Here is a 17,902-nt window from a genome sequence, read left to right on the forward strand (position 1 = left end):
CGACCCATGCGTGCCATGAGTAGTTCTCCCGAAGCGCAACGAAATCAATCATGGTGCACTGACCGGTTGAACCCACCCTCACAATTATGAACCACTATGGGATGAACTGAAACGCGTTGGCGCACATAAAACTCAATACTCTCTCTGGCTTTTAAATGCCGCGAACTCTGCTTCTGAGATTAGAAAACACCTCCAGAAGTTTGTAGATAAAGACGATCGCATATGGGTGACAAGACTTCGACGCAGCCAATATGATTACTGCAACGCAATTAGCGGAACAAACGCTTGGTTAGAAAGCAATCCCCCTGAAGCATGATTAGAGTTCCACGGTCGATTCGACGATAAATGTTTGCAAAATAGGAGCTTAGGATAACTCGGGAAATTTCTCGGATTATCCTCAAGCCGATCCATTATCCGAAGACACTGGTGTCATCACGGTCCGTCTCATCTTCAGAGTCTGCTAGGATCTCTTTATCAAGTTCAAGCTTCCTAATCAGACGTTCGATCTCTTTGACGCCGATTTTGCCACTCACCAAAAGTCGGAAAGTCGCTTCCTTCGAAAGAAGGCCAGTTGTTAGAACCCGCTCCCCATCCGTTGAGGTTGGCGCAACGTCAACTACAGCCTTCGGAGCAACAGGGGTTACAACTAGGCGAGGCTCTACCTCGTCGCGCTTAAATTCTGAAATTGCACCCGGCTGAGCAACTTCAGAAGCATGGGCACCAATCTGCTCCAGATAGTTACATGTCTCGGTGTATGATTTCACTACCGTGTCCACAGCTCGCTCAACAAATCCGATTCGAACTAGGTAAGAGCGGAGCGCGCTATCAGAGAAGCGGCTTTCAGGGAATCGCTCCTTCAATCCCTTAAACAACTCTGGAGAATAGGCTGCACGAAGTACAGCGGCCTTTCGTTGGGTTTCGCTCTCTGGATGAAGTATATCTATAGCAGTTTGAGAGACCTTGAGCTCTCCTTTGGCAACTTTCTCAACTAAATCATATTGCACGAGAGCAGATATAGCCTGATCAGAAGCCCCACTTATCCCACTATAGCCCATATGAGAAGCAACAACTATTCGTTCAACCGGATTTCGACGATCTGCGTCATGAATTTTACGCACTCGCGCTATCGCTTCGGGAAGTGAGAAAACCGGATAACTAGGGCTTCGCGAACGGCTCACTGCTAACTCCTCTTTTATTTCTTTGGTCTTAATCCAAGTTAAAATTACCTTATTCAGAGGAAAAAGCAACATACGTGGAGAATAGAAGAGCATAAGGGGGTTGACGACGTTGCGGGTTTTGACCCCTAATGGGGGCCGATCACATTAGCGAGTCGTGGTCAGAAAGGTTGGATATGAAAAGAAGAGTCGCTCTAGCCGATGTAATGCCCACAGACACGGCACGGGCTAAATAAAAAGCCGCCTAACCCCTGCCAGGGTTGGCGGCTCTAATGTGGGTCAGGAAAATCAAGGACCGACGGCGGTGTTCATAGCACCGCCGTTACATTTTGTGAATCATCAATTTGTTACGCTTTTGATGGTTCACATGGGCTCCCAATTGGGCACGACCCATACAACTTCAGCACGAGTAGAGCCGGCGCTGGTCCATTGCTCTACTTCTATTTCGCTACATCTCTGGACGATAGTCGAGCCGCCGCAACTCCTGCCGTCAATCCACGGCTTCAACAAAGTCGCGGCCACCGGCGATGGTTTCGTCGACGTGTGGTTCGGCTCGTCGAAGTCCGCCGAAGCATCAGCCTCGAACTTCATCCAGACCGTCAGCGGATGGAATTTCCTCGCCGCACCACGCCTGCGCGGAGACCGGACGCATGGCGACACGCGCCCGATGCCGCGCGAGGCTCGTTCCATCGCACCGGGGGAAGCAATTCGCACTGACATTCATCGTGGGCTCAGAGGATTTTGCAACGAAACACCCGGGAGGATGCAGGCTCCGTCGTCACATTCCCTCACATCATCTATGAAGGTCCTTTGCTTCCCTAACGGCACAATGTAAGCGTAGCGCTGGCTATGGGGGCTTGAATGGCAAAACTGACTTGGGACGCAACGCGCGGCTTCGACTATCGGGACATCGACTTCAGCCTGCTTTTTGAGGGCGTCAACACCGTCGCGACTTCATCACGGTACATCCTCGATTATGGCTCAGGGAACCGCGATGAGTTCCGGGGCCATGGCTTCACCTATGACTTCGAGGGCCTCCCTGTCGGCGGGACCATCACGAGCTACAGCGGGATGGAAGGTTGGGTTCGGACCGTGAGGCTCGATGGCGTGAAGATTTCCGTCTCGTCGTTGGTCAAAGCGGCCTCCACCTTTTCGACGAGCGACGACCGCGCACTCATCAAGACAGCGCTGTCGGGGAACGACGTCATCACGGGGGATTTCTGGGACGACCGGCTCGATGGTTTCGCCGGGAAGGACAAGATCACAGGGCTCCTCGGGGCGGACAAGCTCTACGGAGGTTCCGGGGCGGACACGTTCATTTATACGCGAACCCTCGACAGCTTCGGTGACGTCGAGGACAGAAGCTCCATGGACACGATCTTCGACTTCTCCTCTCGCCAGAAGGACAAGATCGACCTTCGCAAGATCGACGCGAACGAGACCCTAGGCGGGAACCAGGGCTTCCATTGGATTGGAGCGGCAGACTTCCGCGAGCAGGCAGGGGAACTGCGCTTCGAGAAGGTCGCGGGCGGTGTCCACGTTGAAACGGACGCCGATGGAGACGGTATCGCGGACCTCACGATTTTCCTGAAGGGGGTCTCGGCTTTGTCCAAGGGCGACTTCTATCTCTGACCCTGTCCACCCCGCGCTCCGGCCTTTCTGCTAGCGCATCGTGCGGACCCGGAGGGCCACGTCAGTGAAAAGCGGATCCGGTTATCCGCTTTTCTGCACGATGCGCTAGCGCGGCGCGCTTGGCGAGGCCCATCAACGAAAACTTCACGAATAAGACGGACACTCACCCGACCTCGCATCACGCGACCGGCGCTCGATCCGAGACCAGGACGGCATGATCCCACAAGACCCGTTGGCCCAATTGCCCGTCGAAGTGGTGTCCACGTCCTTCGACCTCCTGCAGATCGCACTAGGCATCGCGATCCTGATCGTCGTGGTCTTCATCCACGGCGCCGGCATTCGGCGGATTTCGCGCTACTTCGCCGGACGATGGGTGCATGTGACGACGGACACGCCCCATTGGCGGGTCAACTTCCTGTTCGGCAGCGTGATCGCGCAGCTCGTCATCGTTCACCTGATCGAGGTGATGGTCTGGGCGCTGCCGATCTACTGGCTCAATCTCATTCCGGGGCTCTCGGCCGCGGCCTTTTTCGCAGCCGAGACCTATACGACTCTCGGCGAGGGGACCATCCGGCTGCCGCTGAGCTGGCGGCAATTGGGGCCCATCATCGCCGTCTCGGGGCTCTTCACCTTCGGCTGGACGTCGAGCGTGCTCGTCTACATCATGACTCAGTTCGGAACGCTCGACACCCACCACGCCGAGCGCAGGAAAGCCGCCGAGGCCGACGGAGCCTGACGCTTCCCTCCGACGCGGGGCCGGCCTCTGCTCCGGCCGGCCGGCACGAGCTCGATATGGGCCGGGTTCGGCCTGTGATCCAGCATGGACCCGCTCGCGGCATCCACGACGAGGCCCACGGATCCGCCGGGGAGGATCGCGTTTCCGAGGATTCCCGGCGCAGCCTGCTCGGTGAGCACCGCTTTCACGTCCACGGATCCCGGTCGATATCCCCTGGCTTCGGCGTAGGCCGTGAACTCCGTCTTGCGACTGATCTTCACCTCGCAGGGCGAACGGGGACACTTGTGCCCCAGCGATGTCCAGATCCGGGCCGAGGCCGGGCTGGCGGTGATGGTCACCGTCTCCTCGACCCCGCGCGTCACGGTGTTGCAGGCCGTCAGCGAGAGAGCCGCACCGACCGTCCATCCCAGAACCCGCTTTTGCATGAATTGCCCCTCCCGCCCGCGGCGAGCCCTGATGATCCCGCCGTCATCAGCAGTTAATGCTCAAGGTCGGCTTGGCCAGAGCATCGGACCCAAAAGTGGACCCGCTTTTGGGATCAATCCGATGCTCCTTTTTGGGCCGGCGCATCGTTGAGTGCGATGCGCTGGTCCCATTGCCACGCAAGACGGTCATCAAGGAACGAGACGGAGGGATCGCCCCTGCCTCGCTGCGGCAGTGTGACCCGCATCCTGGGCAACCTGCCTTGACTCCCGCCGTCGAGCGTTGACGCCGGTCCCGCATTCCCGCACAACAACGCGATCCGACGCTGCGGGAGGAGCATTTCCGCAGCGTCCAACGAAGACTTTGCGGGAATGCTCTTCAATTCGTTCATCTTCCTGTTCGCCTTCCTGCCGGCCGCGTTGCTGGCCCATTGGGCCGTGGAGCGGTTCAGGCCCGAATGGCGGCTGTCCGTGCTTCTGGGGCTGTCGCTCTTCTTCTACGGCTACTGGGACTGGCGGTTCGTGCCGCTGCTCGTCTGCTCCATCGTCCTGAACTGGCTCGTCGCGAAAGCCGTCACGCGGTCGAGGCTCTCGGTTCTGGTTCCGCTGGCGATCGCCGCCAATCTGCTCGTCCTGGCGGTCTTCAAGTACTTCAACTTCTTCATCGATCTCGCCGCCCTCGTGCCGGGGCTGCCGACGCGCCATTTCGAGATCGCGCTGCCGCTCGGCATCTCGTTCTTCACGTTCCATCATATCATGTACCTGACGGACCTGAAGAAGGGCAAAGCGCCCCTGTACGATCCCGTGCGCTACGGCCTCTACATCGCCTTCTTCCCGCAGGTTCTCGCAGGGCCCCTCGTGCGCTGGAGCGAGATCATGCACCAGTTCGAGGAGCGGCCCTACAAGAGGCCCGACGCCGCCGAGCGCTTCGCGCGCGGGCTGATGCTCCTGGTCTGCGGCCTGGCGAAGAAGACCCTGCTCGGCGACCCGCTCTCGGAATACGTCAACCCGATCTTCCAGGCCGCCGCCGCGGGCAAGACCATTGCCCTGGGCGAGGCCTGGCAGGCGATGCTCGGCTTCACGTTCCAGATCTATTTCGACTTCTCGGGCTATACCGACATGGCGCTCGGCCTCGCGCTGCTGTTCGGCATCGTCCTGCCGCAGAACTTCGACGCGCCCTACCGTTCGGTGTCGCTGCAGGATTTCTGGCGGCGCTGGCACATGACCCTGTCGCGCTTCCTGCGCGACTATCTCTACATCGCCATGGGCGGCAACCGGAAGGGCCTGGCGATCCAGCTCGGGGCCCTGTTCGCCACCATGACCCTGGGCGGCCTCTGGCATGGCGCGGGACTGACCTTCGTCGCCTGGGGCGCCGCCCACGGTCTCGTGCTCGGAGCCGGCGTCCTCTGGCGGCGGGCGGGGCTTCCCATGCCGCGCCTGGCGGGCTGGACCCTGACGATGCTGTTCGTGATGCTCACCTGGGTGCTCTTCCGCGCCACGAGCTTCGAGGCGGCGCTGCGGATCTACGAGGGCCTGATCGGCCTCGGCGGCGCGGATCCGTCGATCAAGTGGCGAACGATCCTGGTCGCGGCGCTGGTCGCCGTGCTCGGCCCCACGGCCTGGGCTTTCGTGCACCGGCTTCCGCCCCGCCGCTGGATCGCCCTCGCCTTCGCGATCCTCTTCGTGGTTGTGCTGTTCAAGATCGGCGACGATGCGAATTATGAATTCATCTATTTCCAGTTCTGACCCCGCCCGGCACGACGGCTCGCTCTGGAAGCGCTTCGCGATCACGCTCGTGGCGGCCGCGGCCATCGTCCTGACCCTTGTTCTGACGATCATCTATCTGATCGAACCCTATGACACCGGCCGTTCGCCCTTCTTCTCCCAGGCAGGCGTGCGCGCCCTCGCCCCTGCGATGGCCAATGCCAGCCGCGGCCGGAATCCAGCCTTCGACGCCGCGATCGTGGGCAATTCCCGGATCCAGCTCATCTCGCCGGAGCGGCTGAAGCAGGCGACCGGCTTGGATTTCGTCCAGATGTCGGTTCCCGGCTCGGGGCCGAAGGAGCAGCTTGCTCTGATCGACTGGTACCTGAGCCATCGGAGGGAGCCGGCGAAGGTGCTGCTGGTGAGCATCGACGAGACGTGGTGCACGTCCGATCCCGCTCTCGCGAGCGAGGGGCCCTTTCCCTTCTGGCTCTATGCGGAAAGCCCGCTCGACTATGCCCGCGGGCTCTTACGCTGGGAGGCTCTGGAGGAGGTACCGCCGCGCCTGTCCCATCTGCTGGGGACGAGCGCCGAGCGCGCCCGGCCGGACGGCTACTGGGATTACGATGCCGAATACACCCGGCGGGGCGACAAGATGGCCGCAGCTCACCGCCGGGAGCTCGAGGCCAAGCCCTATGCGAACGCCCGGCGCTACGACCGGGATCCTGTCGCGGAAACGAGGCCCTTCCCCGCCGCCGATCGGCTCGGGCTTGTCGCCGCCTCGCTCCCGCAGGATGCGGCTCTCATTCTGGTCGTGCCGCCGCTGTACAAGAATGCGCTGCCGCCGGAGGGAACGGAGCAGGCTTTCCGCCTGCAGGCCTGCAAGGCGGCCATCGCGTTCGCTGCGCAGAAGGCCCATGCCCGCACGGCGCTGGTCGACTGGCGGACCGACCGCCCCGAGACCAGGAACGCCGCATGGTTTTTCGACAGGGTCCACTACCGGCAACCCATCGCAAAAGCGATGGAGGCGGATATCGCCGAAACAATTGCGCGGCTTCACTAGAGCAATTTTCGGCGACGTGGATCCGGTTCGCCGAAAAAGATGCGGCAAAGCTAAGAGGAGAGCTGATTCCACGTAAGTGGAAACAGCTCCAGCGCCCGGGCCCGTCGTCAAAAAATGGCAAGCCTTTGGCCTAAACGATCAAGCCTGCTCTGGAAATGGCCTTACGATCGATCCGCTTGTGACCGCCTGCTCCGTGCTGTGCATCTGTTGGCAAATGCTGCGAAATTACCGTTGGAGGCGCTCGTTCTGTTGTGCTTTCACTTTTTCCAAAAGGTCTCGCGAAATGCCAGACCAAGAGTGTATTTTGCGGGATGGTCTATCGTTGCCTGGACACCAAAGTTAGCCGACGTTCTCGACTTGGAATGAAGCTTTCGAAAGGGAGGCGTCCAATGATCAGAGTGATCGCTGTTTTGGGTTTTGCCTTAGCCATCGCTTCACCGACGCAGGCAATGCCCCTTTCGCCAATTCAATCGGAGAGTATGGTCACGCCAGTCGTTGCCGGTTGCGGGCCGGGTAGGACAAGGGTCAACGGCGTCTGCGAGTCCAGAATCGAAAAACGTCACAACCGCCGAGAAGAACGCAGGTGCCTGCGATGGAATGGAAGCGTTTGCGCACAATACGAGTGAGACGTTTCGAACTTGTCTGAAACCTACGGTTAATGGTTCAACATTCATCTCCGCCTAAGCAGCGCGCGGTTCGACGCCGTGCGCTGTATTTTTTGAATCTGGTTGTCCCGAGACCAAACAATTCGTCGTGTTGCAGCTCTAAAGCATCGGACCCAAAAGTGGACTTGCACTTTTGGGATCAATCCGATGCTGTCTCCTTGAATGAGAGCATCGGTCGAGGTTCGATTACCGAGACCGAGTTTTAACCCGTCGGCCAAACGGATGGGAGAGCGTCCGCCGCCGCCCTGAGGTCGGCCCTCGCTCTCCTCACCCGGACGCTGGGCGAGACCACGACATCGACGCCCCCAAGCCCCGCCGCACCATCCACGAACTGCGCGACGAACTCGCCGCGCATCGAGCACGAGGAGCGGGACTTTGAGGAGCGGTGGGAGATTTGAGGCTGTGCATCAGGTCTGAAATGAGAGAGGAGGTGGACCTTCATGCCGTGCTTCCGACTCCCGCCTTTGACCCCAAGCCGACTTTTAGAGTAGCGCCACACATGCTCACCTCAGTCTCTGCGCTGGAGCGTTCGATTTACGAAATACGCGCCTATCCTCGCTCGGGTGACGGGATAGCCTATCAGGCTGTCACAAATTCGTTGCTCAAAATACGTCTTTCGGGTTACCCCAGCGGAAACTAACGGCCAGGTTAAGACTTATGTCTTCGACCTCTCTTGTAGCCTGATAGCGGGTGCGTCTTCATCAGGGGCAGGGGCAAAGGTCGTTGTAACCGACTCTGTCCCACGCCCTGATCGAGCTCTGACCCATGAAATTCGTTCGAATCCTCTTGGGAGTCATTCTGCTCCTAGGAGGCCTCTATGTCGTTGTCGGCGAATACCTCTCGGGAACCAGCGCCGACGCCACGATCAATGCCCGGACCACCGTGCTCAGAGCACCGATCCAGGGACTGGCCGAGTTCTCCGTGCGTACGATAGGAGCCCGGATCTCCCCTGAAGAGGCCGTGGTGCGCATCACCGACAATCAGTTCGACAATGCCCGCCTGATCGATCTTGAGCGGACCCGCTCTACCCTCGAGGCGGATCTCGCTCGGCTCCGGGCCCAGACCGCGGCGGTGGATGAGGCCCGCAAGGTCTTGGACACCCAGGCCAAGAGCTATCAGGAAGGGCGCGTGCGCCAGATCCGATCCCGCATCGCCGAGGCGCAGACCGCCGTGAACTCCGCGGAGGCGCGGTTCCGCGAGGCGGACAGCGCCCTCGACCGAACCCGCGAGCTGAATTCCCGCGGCGTCCAGACTGCGATCACCCTTGACCGCGCCAAGGCCCAGTATGACGTCGCGCAGCAGGACATCGCCAGCTCTCGCGAGCGCATCACCTATCTCACTGCGGAACTCTCGTCGGCTCAGAATGGCGTCTTCATCGGCGATTCGTACAATGACGCGCCGTTTTCGATCCAACGGATCCGGGAGTTCGACCTCAGGCTGGACGAGCTCAAGGCGGAGGCCGACAATGTCAGCCGCCGCCTGAACCTGGCCGCCGAGCAGATCGCGGCTGAGCGGGTCCGGGTCAACCGCCTGACTGCGGCGGAACTCTCGGTACAGAACCCCGCCATTGTTTGGAACTTCCTCGCCAGCAGCGGCGAGCATGTCAACCAGGGGCAGGATCTCGTCCGGTTCGTGGATTGCTCCGCCGTTATGGTCACGGCCAGCGTGAGCGAACGGGTCTATTCCAGCCTCCGGGTTGGGATGCCAGCCCAGTTCCGGCTGATCGGCGACGACCGGGTCATGCAGGGAACCATCACACGCCTCGGCGGATCGGGAGCAGCCGGCCTCTACAGCACCCTCGCCATTGGCCCGAGCCCCGAGCACCTGACCCGCTTCGACGTCGCCTTGAGCATTCCGGAACTTGCGGGCGATCCGGATCTCTCCTGCGCCGTCGGGCGCACGGGCCGCGTGGTCTTCACGGGCGGACCGCTCGCGGGCATCCGGCAGAGGCTCGCGGATCTCGGCCTGTAGATGCTCATCCTCGACCAATCTCTGTCGAGCCTCGCCGGTCTGGCCATCGTCGTCGGCCTTGCTCTGCTGCTGCTGCCGCTCGCCACGCCGAAGAACACCTGGATGCGCGTCCTGTTGCTCGGCCTGACGACCTTGCTGGGCTGGCGCTACATGATCTGGCGGATCACAGAGACGGTCCCGCCGGCGGTCGATGGGATCACCTTCGATGTCATCGCCGGATGGACTTTCGTGGCGATCGAGGCTCTGGCTCTCGTATCCTCGACATCGGCCTATCTGTTCCTCACCCGCCGGAAGGACCGGCATGGGGAAGCGGACCGGAACATCGCCTGGTGGGGCAGCAACCCGCCGCGCGTCGACCTCTACATCGCCACCTACAACGAAGAGCTGGAGGTTCTCGAGCGCACCCTCGCCGGCGCGCAGGCGAGCGATTATCCGAACCTGCGCGTCTTCGTTCTCGACGACGGGCGGCGGGAGTGGCTGAGCGAGGTCTGCCGCCGCTACGGCGCCGAGCACAGGACGCGGCCCACCAACGAGCACGCGAAGGCCGGCAACATCAACTACACGCTGAAGCAGCGCCTGACCGAAGAGGATGCCCCCGACTTCGTCGCCGTCCTCGACGCGGATTTCGTGCCGCACCGCAATTTCGTGCGCCGGGCCGTCGCCCTGTTCCACGATACGAAGACCGGCCTGGTCCAGACTCCACAGCACTTCTTCAATCCTGATCCGATCCAGCACAATCTCTACATCGCCTCCGCCTATCCCGACGAGCAGCGCTTCTTCTTCGAGCATCTGGAACCCGCGCGCGACGCATGGGGCATCGCCGTGTGCTGCGGAACCTCCTCGATGGTGCGCGTCTCGGCGTTGCGCGAGATCGGCGGCCTGCCGACGCAGAGCGTGACGGAAGACTTCCTCCTGACCATTCGCCTGGACAGCCACGGCTATCGCACGGTCTATCTCAATGAAGCGCTCACGGAGGGACTCGCCCCGGAAGGACTGCATGAATATGTCGTGCAGCGCGGGCGGTGGTGTCTGGGCATGATGGAGATCGTGCGCAACGTCTACAATCCCTTCGGTGCAAATGGCTTGCGCTTCATGCAGCGCCTGAGCCTCGTTGACTCGCTGCTGTTCTGGACGACCACCTTCCCGTTCCGCTTGATCGCGCTCATCGGCCCGCTGCTCTACTGGTACTTCGGTATCATCGTCGTGAATGCGTCGCTGACGGATGTCGTCTCGTACTATCTCCCCTACTACGCAGCCGTGCTGATCACGCTGAACTGGATCTCCAACGGCATGATCTGGCCCGTGCTCAACGACGTGTCCCAGCTCATCGCCGCATGGCCGATCACGCGCGCGGCTGCGATGGGATTGCTGACCAAAGGACCGCACAAGTTCCGCGTCACGGCGAAGGGCGGCGACCGGACGAAGACGATTGTGCAATGGCCGATGATGAAGCCCTTTGCGCTGCTCTTCGGACTCACCTTGGTAGGAATCCTCCTGCCCCTGATCTTTCCTGATCATTTCAGCCACGTGGCCAAGGCCGGAGACGGGATCAGGATCATCCTGTTCTGGACGATCTACAATCTGATGGTGCTCGCCATCACTATGCTGGTCTGCGTCGAGCGTCCTCGCGTCAACCGGCCCCAGCGCGAGAACGTCGAGCTGGCCACGATCACGGTCGGCTCGCAAAGGCTGCCGTCGTGGGTGCTCGAACTCGGCATCGACCATGCCCGCGTCCGCGGATTGACCGGGCTGACGGTCGGCGCCCTTGGAACGCTTGCTCTTGCGGATGTTGGCGATGTCGCTGTCCGCATCTTGAACGAAACGAACGACGGCTACCGCCTGTCACTGCGTCCGTCTCCGGAACAGCGCGATGGAATCCTGCGCAAGCTCCACACGGCAGATGCCAGGCCGGGAACCGGGCGCGGCGATCTTCCGGAGATGATCAGAGGTTGGATGCGCGGGCTGGCGTCACGGTAGACGCAGGATAGGGAAGCACGGGAATGCGCATTGGGATCAAGACACTTGTATTCGTCATCGGCGCGTTGCTGATGCTCATCCCTGCCATCGTGGCCGGTACTATGTTCACGAATGCCATGCAGCGCCGCGCAGAGGTGGCCAACAGCGCACGCTTGCGGCTTCTCGGCGAGATCGTCGCCGACCAGCTCGGTCGGCGCATGCAGGAGCTCTGGCAGACCGTCGAGGGGATGGCGCGCGTCGTTCGCCTGGACGACCCTGACGAAATCCGCCGTCAACTGACCCTGCTGAGCAAGGTGGATCGGCGTTATACCTGGATCGGCGTGGCCGATGTACAGGGGAAGGTGATTGCCGCGTCGCAGGGCATGCTCGAGGGTGCAAGCGTTGCCGAGAGGCCGTGGTTCCGCCGCGGCCTGAACGGCCCGACGGCCGTCGATGTGCATGAGGCGGTTCTTCTGGCGAAGCTCCTCCCTGCCACGCAGGAGCCGCGTCGTTTCGTCGATTTCTCCGCTCCGATCAGGAACGACCAGGGCGCCGTGATCGGCGCCATCGGGGCCCATTTCGACTGGAACATGGTCAGGGACATCATTCAGGCCGTGAGGGGACAAGGGGTCGACGCGATTCTCGTCTCCCGCGACCGTGTGGTCCTCTCAGGCCCGCCGGAGCTTCAGGAAACCAAATTGTCCGAAGGGTCGGCCATCGCCGCCAGCCAGGGGACATCCATCGCTCTTCGCGAGAGATGGCAGGATTCGAAGGAGTACATGGCGGCAGTCGTTCCTTCGATCAAGTTCAATGACATGCCCAGCTTCGGTTGGAGCCTCATCGTGCGTGCGGATCTGAACACGGTGCTCGACCCCACGCGAGCCATCGCGCAGGCGTTCTGGATGCTCCTTGGCGCCGGTGCGCTGGTCGGTCTCGTCCTGCTCTACCTGTTTTCGGCATGGCTCGCCAAGCCACTCGGCCGACTGGTTACGTCTGCCGAGGCGCTCGCCAGCGGTCGCACAGATCGGCCGCCGCACGACGAGACCCGCTACGAGGAGGCTGCCCGCCTGAGCGCCGCGCTCGTGCGTCTTCAGACGTTCTCGGTCCGGCCGTACCAGCCGTCCCGTGCGGAAAAGGGGAGAACGACGACGCCCGCGTCCTGAGCGGCGCCGAATGGCGGGCAGGCCTTGAAAGCCCCTCGCCGAGACTTGGGGCTGGCATTCCAGATTGATGCTTCCCGAAGGTTGATAGTGGGAATGCCCGCTTATGGCACTCCAGCGACGTAAGCGCTTGGTCCGCTTCGCGGTCAGGAGCCGAAGTTCGTTGAGCAGCCGGAATGTGAAAGGATGACCCATTCCGGACCATCCTGAGGTTGGGACACGCGGCTGACGGAGCGATCGTTCCCACTGCCGACGACGGAAGAAACCGCTTCGGCAGGTTCAGCGCGCCGGTGGGTTCGAAGTCCCGAAAACGGACCTTCCTTCGAAGGACGCCATCCTTCCATCGGACCGCAACAGACCTTTGCAGCGACCGCTTCGCGAATCCTGTTCCCGTCGAAGGCGGCACTCTCGTGAAGCGTCGCCTCATGACCGTCTCAGTGGTATCATGAACCGGCACGGTCGCGGTGTCGGGCAGCCGGATGGTGCATGTCGCGTCAATCGCCTGGGCTTCATCCGGCGGATCTCCTGAGGGAGAGACAGCCATGGCAAGAGCGGAGCGGCGGCTGGCCGCGATCCTGGCCGCTGACGTCGTCGGCTATTCCCGCCTCGTCGAACATGACGAGGCCGGGACGCTGTCGGCCCTGAAGGTTCTGCGCCGGGAGGTGATCGATCCGCTGCTGGCCGAGCATCAGGGCCGTATCGTCAAGCTGATGGGCGACGGTGCGCTCGTGGAGTTCGGCTCGGTCGTCGATGCCGTCGCGTGCGCGGTCGCCATCCAGAAGGGCGTTGCCGGGAACCAGGCCGATATCCCAATGGCGCGACGCATCATCTTCCGGATCGGCGTCAATCTCGGCGATGTGATCCACGAGGTCGACGGGGATCTCTACGGCGATGGCGTCAACATCGCGGCCCGCCTCGAGGCCTTGGCGGATCCAGGCGGCATTTGCCTTTCCGGCACGGCGTACGATCACCTTCAGGGCAAGCTTGACTGCGACTACGAGTACCTCGGCGAACGCGCGCTCAAGAACATGGAGCGGCCGGTGCGACTGTACCGCGCCCTTCTGGAAGGGACGACCTCACGAACGGCGTCGCCCAGGCCCGCACTTCCGGACCGACCGTCCATTGCCGTGCTGCCGTTCAACGCCATGAGCGCCGACCCGGAGCAGGACTTCTTCAGCGATGGGCTCACCGAGGACATCACCACCGCGCTCTCCAAGCTCAAGGGCTTCTTCGTGATCGCCCGCAACACGATGTTCACCTACAAGGGAAAGCCCGTGGATGTGCGCGCCATCGGGCGCGAACTCGGGATCCGCTATGTTCTCGAGGGGAGCGTCCGCAAGTCGGGCAACCGCGTGAGGGTGACCGCGCAGCTCGTCGACGCGGCCTCCGAGGCCCATCTCTGGGCCGAGAGGTACGACGGCGACCTCGGCGACATCTTCGTCATTCAGGACGAAATCACCGCAAGCGTCGTCGGCCGCATCGGGCCGGAACTCCTGGCGGCGGAGCATGCCCGCGAAAGCCCGAAGCCGCATCATGGCCTCGATGCCTGGGAATGTGTCGTGCGCGCGGTGTTCCTGTGTTCCCAGCTGTCCGAGGAGAGCAGCGGTAAGATGCTCCCCCTGCTCGATCGGGCCATCGGACTGGCTCCCGATTATGCCCAGGCGCTCGCCATGAAAGGTTGGATTACCATATGGCGCGCGTTCCAGGGATGGGAGGACATGGGACACGCCCTCGCCCTTGCCAGGGATATCGTCCAGAAAGCCGTTGCCGCGGACGACAAGGAACCGTGGGCTTACCTTGCGCAGGCGATGATAGCCTTTGCGATGCGTGACAATGTCCTGGCGACGGCAGCGATCAGCCAGGCTGTCGCGCTCAACCCCAACTCCGCGTTCGCACACGGCCAGTTGGGACTTGCGCATGCCAACGGGGGCCGCGCGGCGGACGCCATTCCCTGCATCGACTACGCCCTCAGACTGAGCCCGCGCGAGGCTTTTCTCGGCGACTTCCAGTTCTACTACTGTATGGCTTACTTCCAGGGCGCGAATTACGAGCTTGGATTGCGTTATGCACGGGAGGCGCATCGCATGCGGTCCGGCCACGCGGTTCCGCTCATCATCGGCACGGCCTGCGCCGGACTTCTGGACGACCGGGAGGCCGCCACGGACTTGCTCGGACGGCTCAAGTCGCTGGTCCCCGACATCTCACGGGACGCGATCGCAGCAACATCATCTTTCGTCCGCGCCGAGGATCGGGCGCGCCTGATCGAGGGACTTGCCCGCGCCGGCCTGAATTGACGGGTTGGCGTTACCTCGAGAACCGATCGCTTGCCGGTGAGGAGCGTTCCCGGCAGCAATCCTCATCGAACCGAACGTTCCGAAGGCGCAAGGAAGCTCGGTCCCGAACCCACCGCGGACCATCCCTTGGTTGGGACGCATACCCGACTGTGCGTTTGATCCCATTGGCACGAAGATTCATACTGAGCGCCTCGGGCGATCCGGCATCTGGCCTGGCCCAATCTCGTCATGTAAAGTACGCGACAGTGCCTTCAGGTCGATCTTCGGAGGGGCGAAATGGCTGGCTACGCGCTGGATAACTCCTGGGAACGCGCCAGGCGGCGACTGTCCCTCCTCGAACAGCACCTCGATCCCATGACGAAGCGACGTGCGATCGCTCTCGGTCTTGGCGAAGGCTGGAACTGCCTGGAAGTCGGCGCGGGCGGCGGCTCGATCGCCACATGGCTCAGCGATCAGGTCGGGCCAACCGGCAAAGTGGTCGCGACCGACATCAACACCGCGCTCCTTCAGGACTTGCAGCGCCCCAATCTCGAACCACGTCGACACGACATCGTCAGCGATGACTTGCCGGAAGGCGCATTCGACTTCGTCCATACCCGTTGGCTTCTGCATCATCTACCCCAACCCGACGTCGCGATCGCGCGGATGGTGGCGGCCGTTCGGCCCGGGGGATGGCTGCTCCTCGAAGAAGTGGATTTCTTCCCCGTCCACACATCGGAGTCCGCTGAATATCGGGACTTCATGGTGGCACTGACCGATACCGTCGTCAAAGCGTCTGGGCGGGATTGCTTCTGGGCCCGTGCATTGCCGCAGCTCGTCGCGCGCGCGGGCCTCTCGAAGATCGGTGGCGAAGGCGACTTCCCCTTGCTCCAGGGAGGCTCACCAAGCGCGGAGTTCTTCGCGCTCACGGCCGAGCAGATGCACGACCGGATGATCGCTTCGGGGGCGATCAGCGTCGAACGGATGGATCACGCGCTGCGCCTGCTGGCCTCGCCCGATTTCTGGGCTTTCGGTGGGGGCGGAGTGGCGGTGTGGGGGCAACGCCCAGGCTGACCCGTCCGGTCGCGGCTATCCTGCGCGTAGGCGCGATAGTCCGCTGATCCGTCTGATCGATGCGACTCCGTGGTCGGGCCTGATCATCACCGGGATTGCGGAGGGATGGCTTTTAGATTGGCGTCAAGCGGCCCTCCAGCCCGCCCGAAATCCTAGCCTAGCCGAAAAATGCTCTAGATGCTGGGCTCTCGCGGCTTGTCCTGCGTCTCAAACAGCTTCTGATAGCGTGGATGGGCGCGGATCGGGTCCAGGTCCGAATCGTTCTTGAACCACAACACCAGCTCGGAGGAGATGTGCGGAATGACTTTCTCCAGATGGTCCATCGCTTGATCAAGCTCCCCCAGGAGCGAGTACACACAAGCAATGTTGTAGTGAGCCAAGCTCTCGTCCGGGTCAATCGCGATGGCGCGCGCCGCCCAGTCCATCGCCCGGTCGTGTTCGCCCATGTGAGCCAGCGCGAGGGCACCTCGGTGGGCAGGACCCGAGTTCTCCGGATGCAGATCGAGCGCCCGCTCAGCCCGCTCGACTCCGAGCTGTGCCCATCTCCTTCGATCTGCCGGCCGGCCCAGCGCATGATAGAGAGTCATGAGATGGACTGGCGACACGTAGTCGTCGGGCCGGAGCTCGGCGGCGCGCTCAAACAGCTTGGCGGCCGCTGCAAAATCGCCCTGCGTATAGAGAAGCCTGGCATAGTAGAAGTTGGCCTCGTACAGGTTGTTGTCGAGTGCAAGGGCGCACTCGAACTCGGTCGTGGCTTCCGCGTGGCTCCCGTTTTGATGCAGGGCCAGTCCTTGCGCAGCGTGGGCCTCGCCCAGGTCGGGGTCGAGTGCTAAGGCCTTGGCACTCATCTCGAGAATGCCATCAAGGGAGACCTCGGCAGCATGCCACGCGTGTAGAGCCGAGTCGCAGTTTGCGATGCCAGCGTAGGCACGGGCATAGTGGGGATCGAGTTCTACCGCCTTGGAAAACATCCGCCGCGCCAGGAGCAGGTATGATTTCGACCATTCGTGGGAGAATTGCCGGCCCCTGAGATAGTAGGTGTAGGCCTCGATATTCTCCGTTGGGGCTTGAGCGATCGCTGCCTTCTCTTTGGGAAGGAGCTTCACCTTGAGCTGCTGGACGATTGCGTCTGTGATCTCATCCTGGATCGCGAAAATGTCGGTCAGGTCGCGGTCGTAACGCTCGGCCCAAAGATGGTCACCGGTGTGGCCTTCTACGAGCTGAGCAGCAATGCGAACCCGCGATCCAGCCTTGCGGACACTCCCTTCCAGGACGAACTGGACGCCAAGTTCCCGTGCCGCGTGCTGCACCGTGAGCGACTTGCCCTTGCAGGTGAACACGGTGTTGCGGTCGACGACATGCAAACCAGAGATCTTGGACAGGTCTGTAATGATATCTTCGGTCATGCCGTCCGAAAAATACTCCTGCTCCGGATCCCCGCTCATGTTCGTGAACGGAAGCACCGCGATCGACCGCCTCTGTCTCTCCTGTGTCGGCATAGGGGTTGCGGCATGTTCCGGGTGGGCAGAAGAGGGGTCCAGCAGGATGTTGTAGACTCGAACGGCTTTCTCGATGTTCTTGAGGGTTTGCTCTCCCATATCCTCGAAGGAGAGGTTGAGCCGGGCGCCGACGTGATCGCGAACCGAGCCGGACACCGCAATACCGCCAGGCTTGGCGATCCCTTCGAGCCGCGCCGCCACGTTCACGCCATCGCCGAAGAGATCGCCGCCCTCGACGATAACATCTCCCAGATGGACGCCGATCCGGAATTCAAGCCAGCGATCCTGGGGCACACTGTCATTTCTTTGGCGCATGCCGCGCTGGATTTCGGCGGCGCAGGCGACGGCGTTCACCACGCTCGGAAACTCGGCCAACAGGCCATCACCTGTGAGTTTGACAATACGGCCGCGATGCTCGGTGATCCTGGGCTCAATCAACTCGGTGTGATGGCTCTTGAGCGCGGCGAGCGTGCCGGTCTCGTCCGCCCCCATAAGGCGGCTATAGCCCACGACGTCTGCGGCAACAATGGCGGTCAGGCGACGTTCCACGCGACCCCCCGGTCGATCAGCTT

At 61.8% G+C, this 17,902-nt stretch carries 13 protein-coding genes and 1 pseudogene; 11 read left to right on the plus strand and 3 right to left on the minus strand.

The window, feature by feature from the left end:
* Positions 1-79: 79 nt before the first annotated feature.
* Positions 80-316: pseudogene (locus tag JKL46_RS16285) on the plus strand (CRISPR-associated protein Cas2); the annotation flags it as partial.
* Positions 317-410: 94 nt separating this feature from the next.
* Here JKL46_RS16285 and JKL46_RS16290 read toward each other — a convergent pair.
* Positions 411-1,271, minus strand: coding sequence for a protein-tyrosine phosphatase family protein (locus JKL46_RS16290; protein WP_201834695.1), 861 nt, complete (start codon positions 1,269-1,271; stop codon positions 411-413).
* Between the two features lie 208 nt (positions 1,272-1,479).
* Between JKL46_RS16290 and JKL46_RS16295 the strand changes: the two genes are divergently transcribed.
* From JKL46_RS16295 to JKL46_RS16305, 3 genes are all read left to right on the plus strand, one after another.
* The gene (locus JKL46_RS16295; protein WP_201834697.1) at positions 1,480-2,010 is read left to right on the plus strand and encodes a hypothetical protein; all 531 of its coding nucleotides are present in this window, start codon (positions 1,480-1,482) and stop codon (positions 2,008-2,010) included.
* A 26-nt stretch (positions 2,011-2,036) separates the two neighbouring features.
* A complete protein-coding gene (locus JKL46_RS16300) occupies positions 2,037-2,807 on the plus strand; it encodes a M10 family metallopeptidase C-terminal domain-containing protein (protein ID WP_201834699.1) in 771 nt (256 codons plus the stop codon).
* A gap of 214 nt (positions 2,808-3,021) precedes the next feature.
* Entirely contained in the window at positions 3,022-3,543 is a 522-nt protein-coding gene (locus tag JKL46_RS16305; RefSeq protein ID WP_201834701.1) for a two pore domain potassium channel family protein, read from the plus strand.
* Here the strand turns inward: JKL46_RS16305 and JKL46_RS16310 are convergent.
* Positions 3,477-3,968, minus strand: coding sequence for a translation initiation factor 2 (locus JKL46_RS16310; RefSeq protein WP_201834703.1), 492 nt, complete (start codon positions 3,966-3,968; stop codon positions 3,477-3,479). The two genes, JKL46_RS16305 and JKL46_RS16310, sit on opposite strands and share 67 nt — an antisense overlap.
* Positions 3,969-4,337: 369 nt before the next feature.
* On the opposite strand from JKL46_RS16310, the gene JKL46_RS16315 reads away from it, so the two are divergent.
* The 7 genes from JKL46_RS16315 (at position 4,338) to JKL46_RS16345 (ending at position 15,831) form a co-directional block, all read left to right on the plus strand.
* Entirely contained in the window at positions 4,338-5,711 is a 1,374-nt protein-coding gene (locus JKL46_RS16315; protein WP_201834705.1) for an MBOAT family O-acyltransferase, read from the plus strand.
* Positions 5,686-6,732 (plus strand): hypothetical protein, encoded by a 1,047-nt coding sequence (locus tag JKL46_RS16320; protein ID WP_201834707.1) that lies wholly within the window; start codon positions 5,686-5,688, stop codon positions 6,730-6,732. Before JKL46_RS16315 ends, JKL46_RS16320 begins: the two co-directional genes overlap by 26 nt.
* 1,430 nt (positions 6,733-8,162) lie before the next feature.
* On the plus strand, positions 8,163-9,368 hold the full coding sequence (locus JKL46_RS16325; protein ID WP_201834709.1) for an HlyD family secretion protein: 1,206 nt from the start codon (positions 8,163-8,165) through the stop codon (positions 9,366-9,368).
* Entirely contained in the window at positions 9,369-11,345 is a 1,977-nt protein-coding gene (locus tag JKL46_RS16330) for a glycosyltransferase family 2 protein (protein WP_201834711.1), read from the plus strand.
* A gap of 23 nt (positions 11,346-11,368) precedes the next feature.
* Positions 11,369-12,487, plus strand: coding sequence for a cache domain-containing protein (locus JKL46_RS16335; RefSeq protein ID WP_201834713.1), 1,119 nt, complete (start codon positions 11,369-11,371; stop codon positions 12,485-12,487).
* A 539-nt stretch (positions 12,488-13,026) separates the two neighbouring features.
* Complete coding sequence (locus tag JKL46_RS16340) at positions 13,027-14,778, plus strand: adenylate/guanylate cyclase domain-containing protein (RefSeq protein WP_201834716.1); 1,752 nt, start codon at positions 13,027-13,029, stop codon at positions 14,776-14,778.
* A gap of 276 nt (positions 14,779-15,054) precedes the next feature.
* A complete protein-coding gene (locus tag JKL46_RS16345; protein ID WP_201834718.1) occupies positions 15,055-15,831 on the plus strand; it encodes a class I SAM-dependent methyltransferase in 777 nt (258 codons plus the stop codon).
* A gap of 173 nt (positions 15,832-16,004) precedes the next feature.
* Here the strand turns inward: JKL46_RS16345 and JKL46_RS16350 are convergent, their stop codons facing one another.
* The gene (locus JKL46_RS16350; protein WP_201834720.1) at positions 16,005-17,879 is read right to left on the minus strand and encodes a TPR end-of-group domain-containing protein; all 1,875 of its coding nucleotides are present in this window, start codon (positions 17,877-17,879) and stop codon (positions 16,005-16,007) included.
* Positions 17,880-17,902: the final 23 nt, after the last annotated feature.

Origin of the sequence: Microvirga zambiensis WSM3693, from assembly GCF_016735695.1 — a bacterium.
Classification (GTDB): Bacteria; Pseudomonadota; Alphaproteobacteria; order Rhizobiales; family Beijerinckiaceae; genus Microvirga; species Microvirga zambiensis.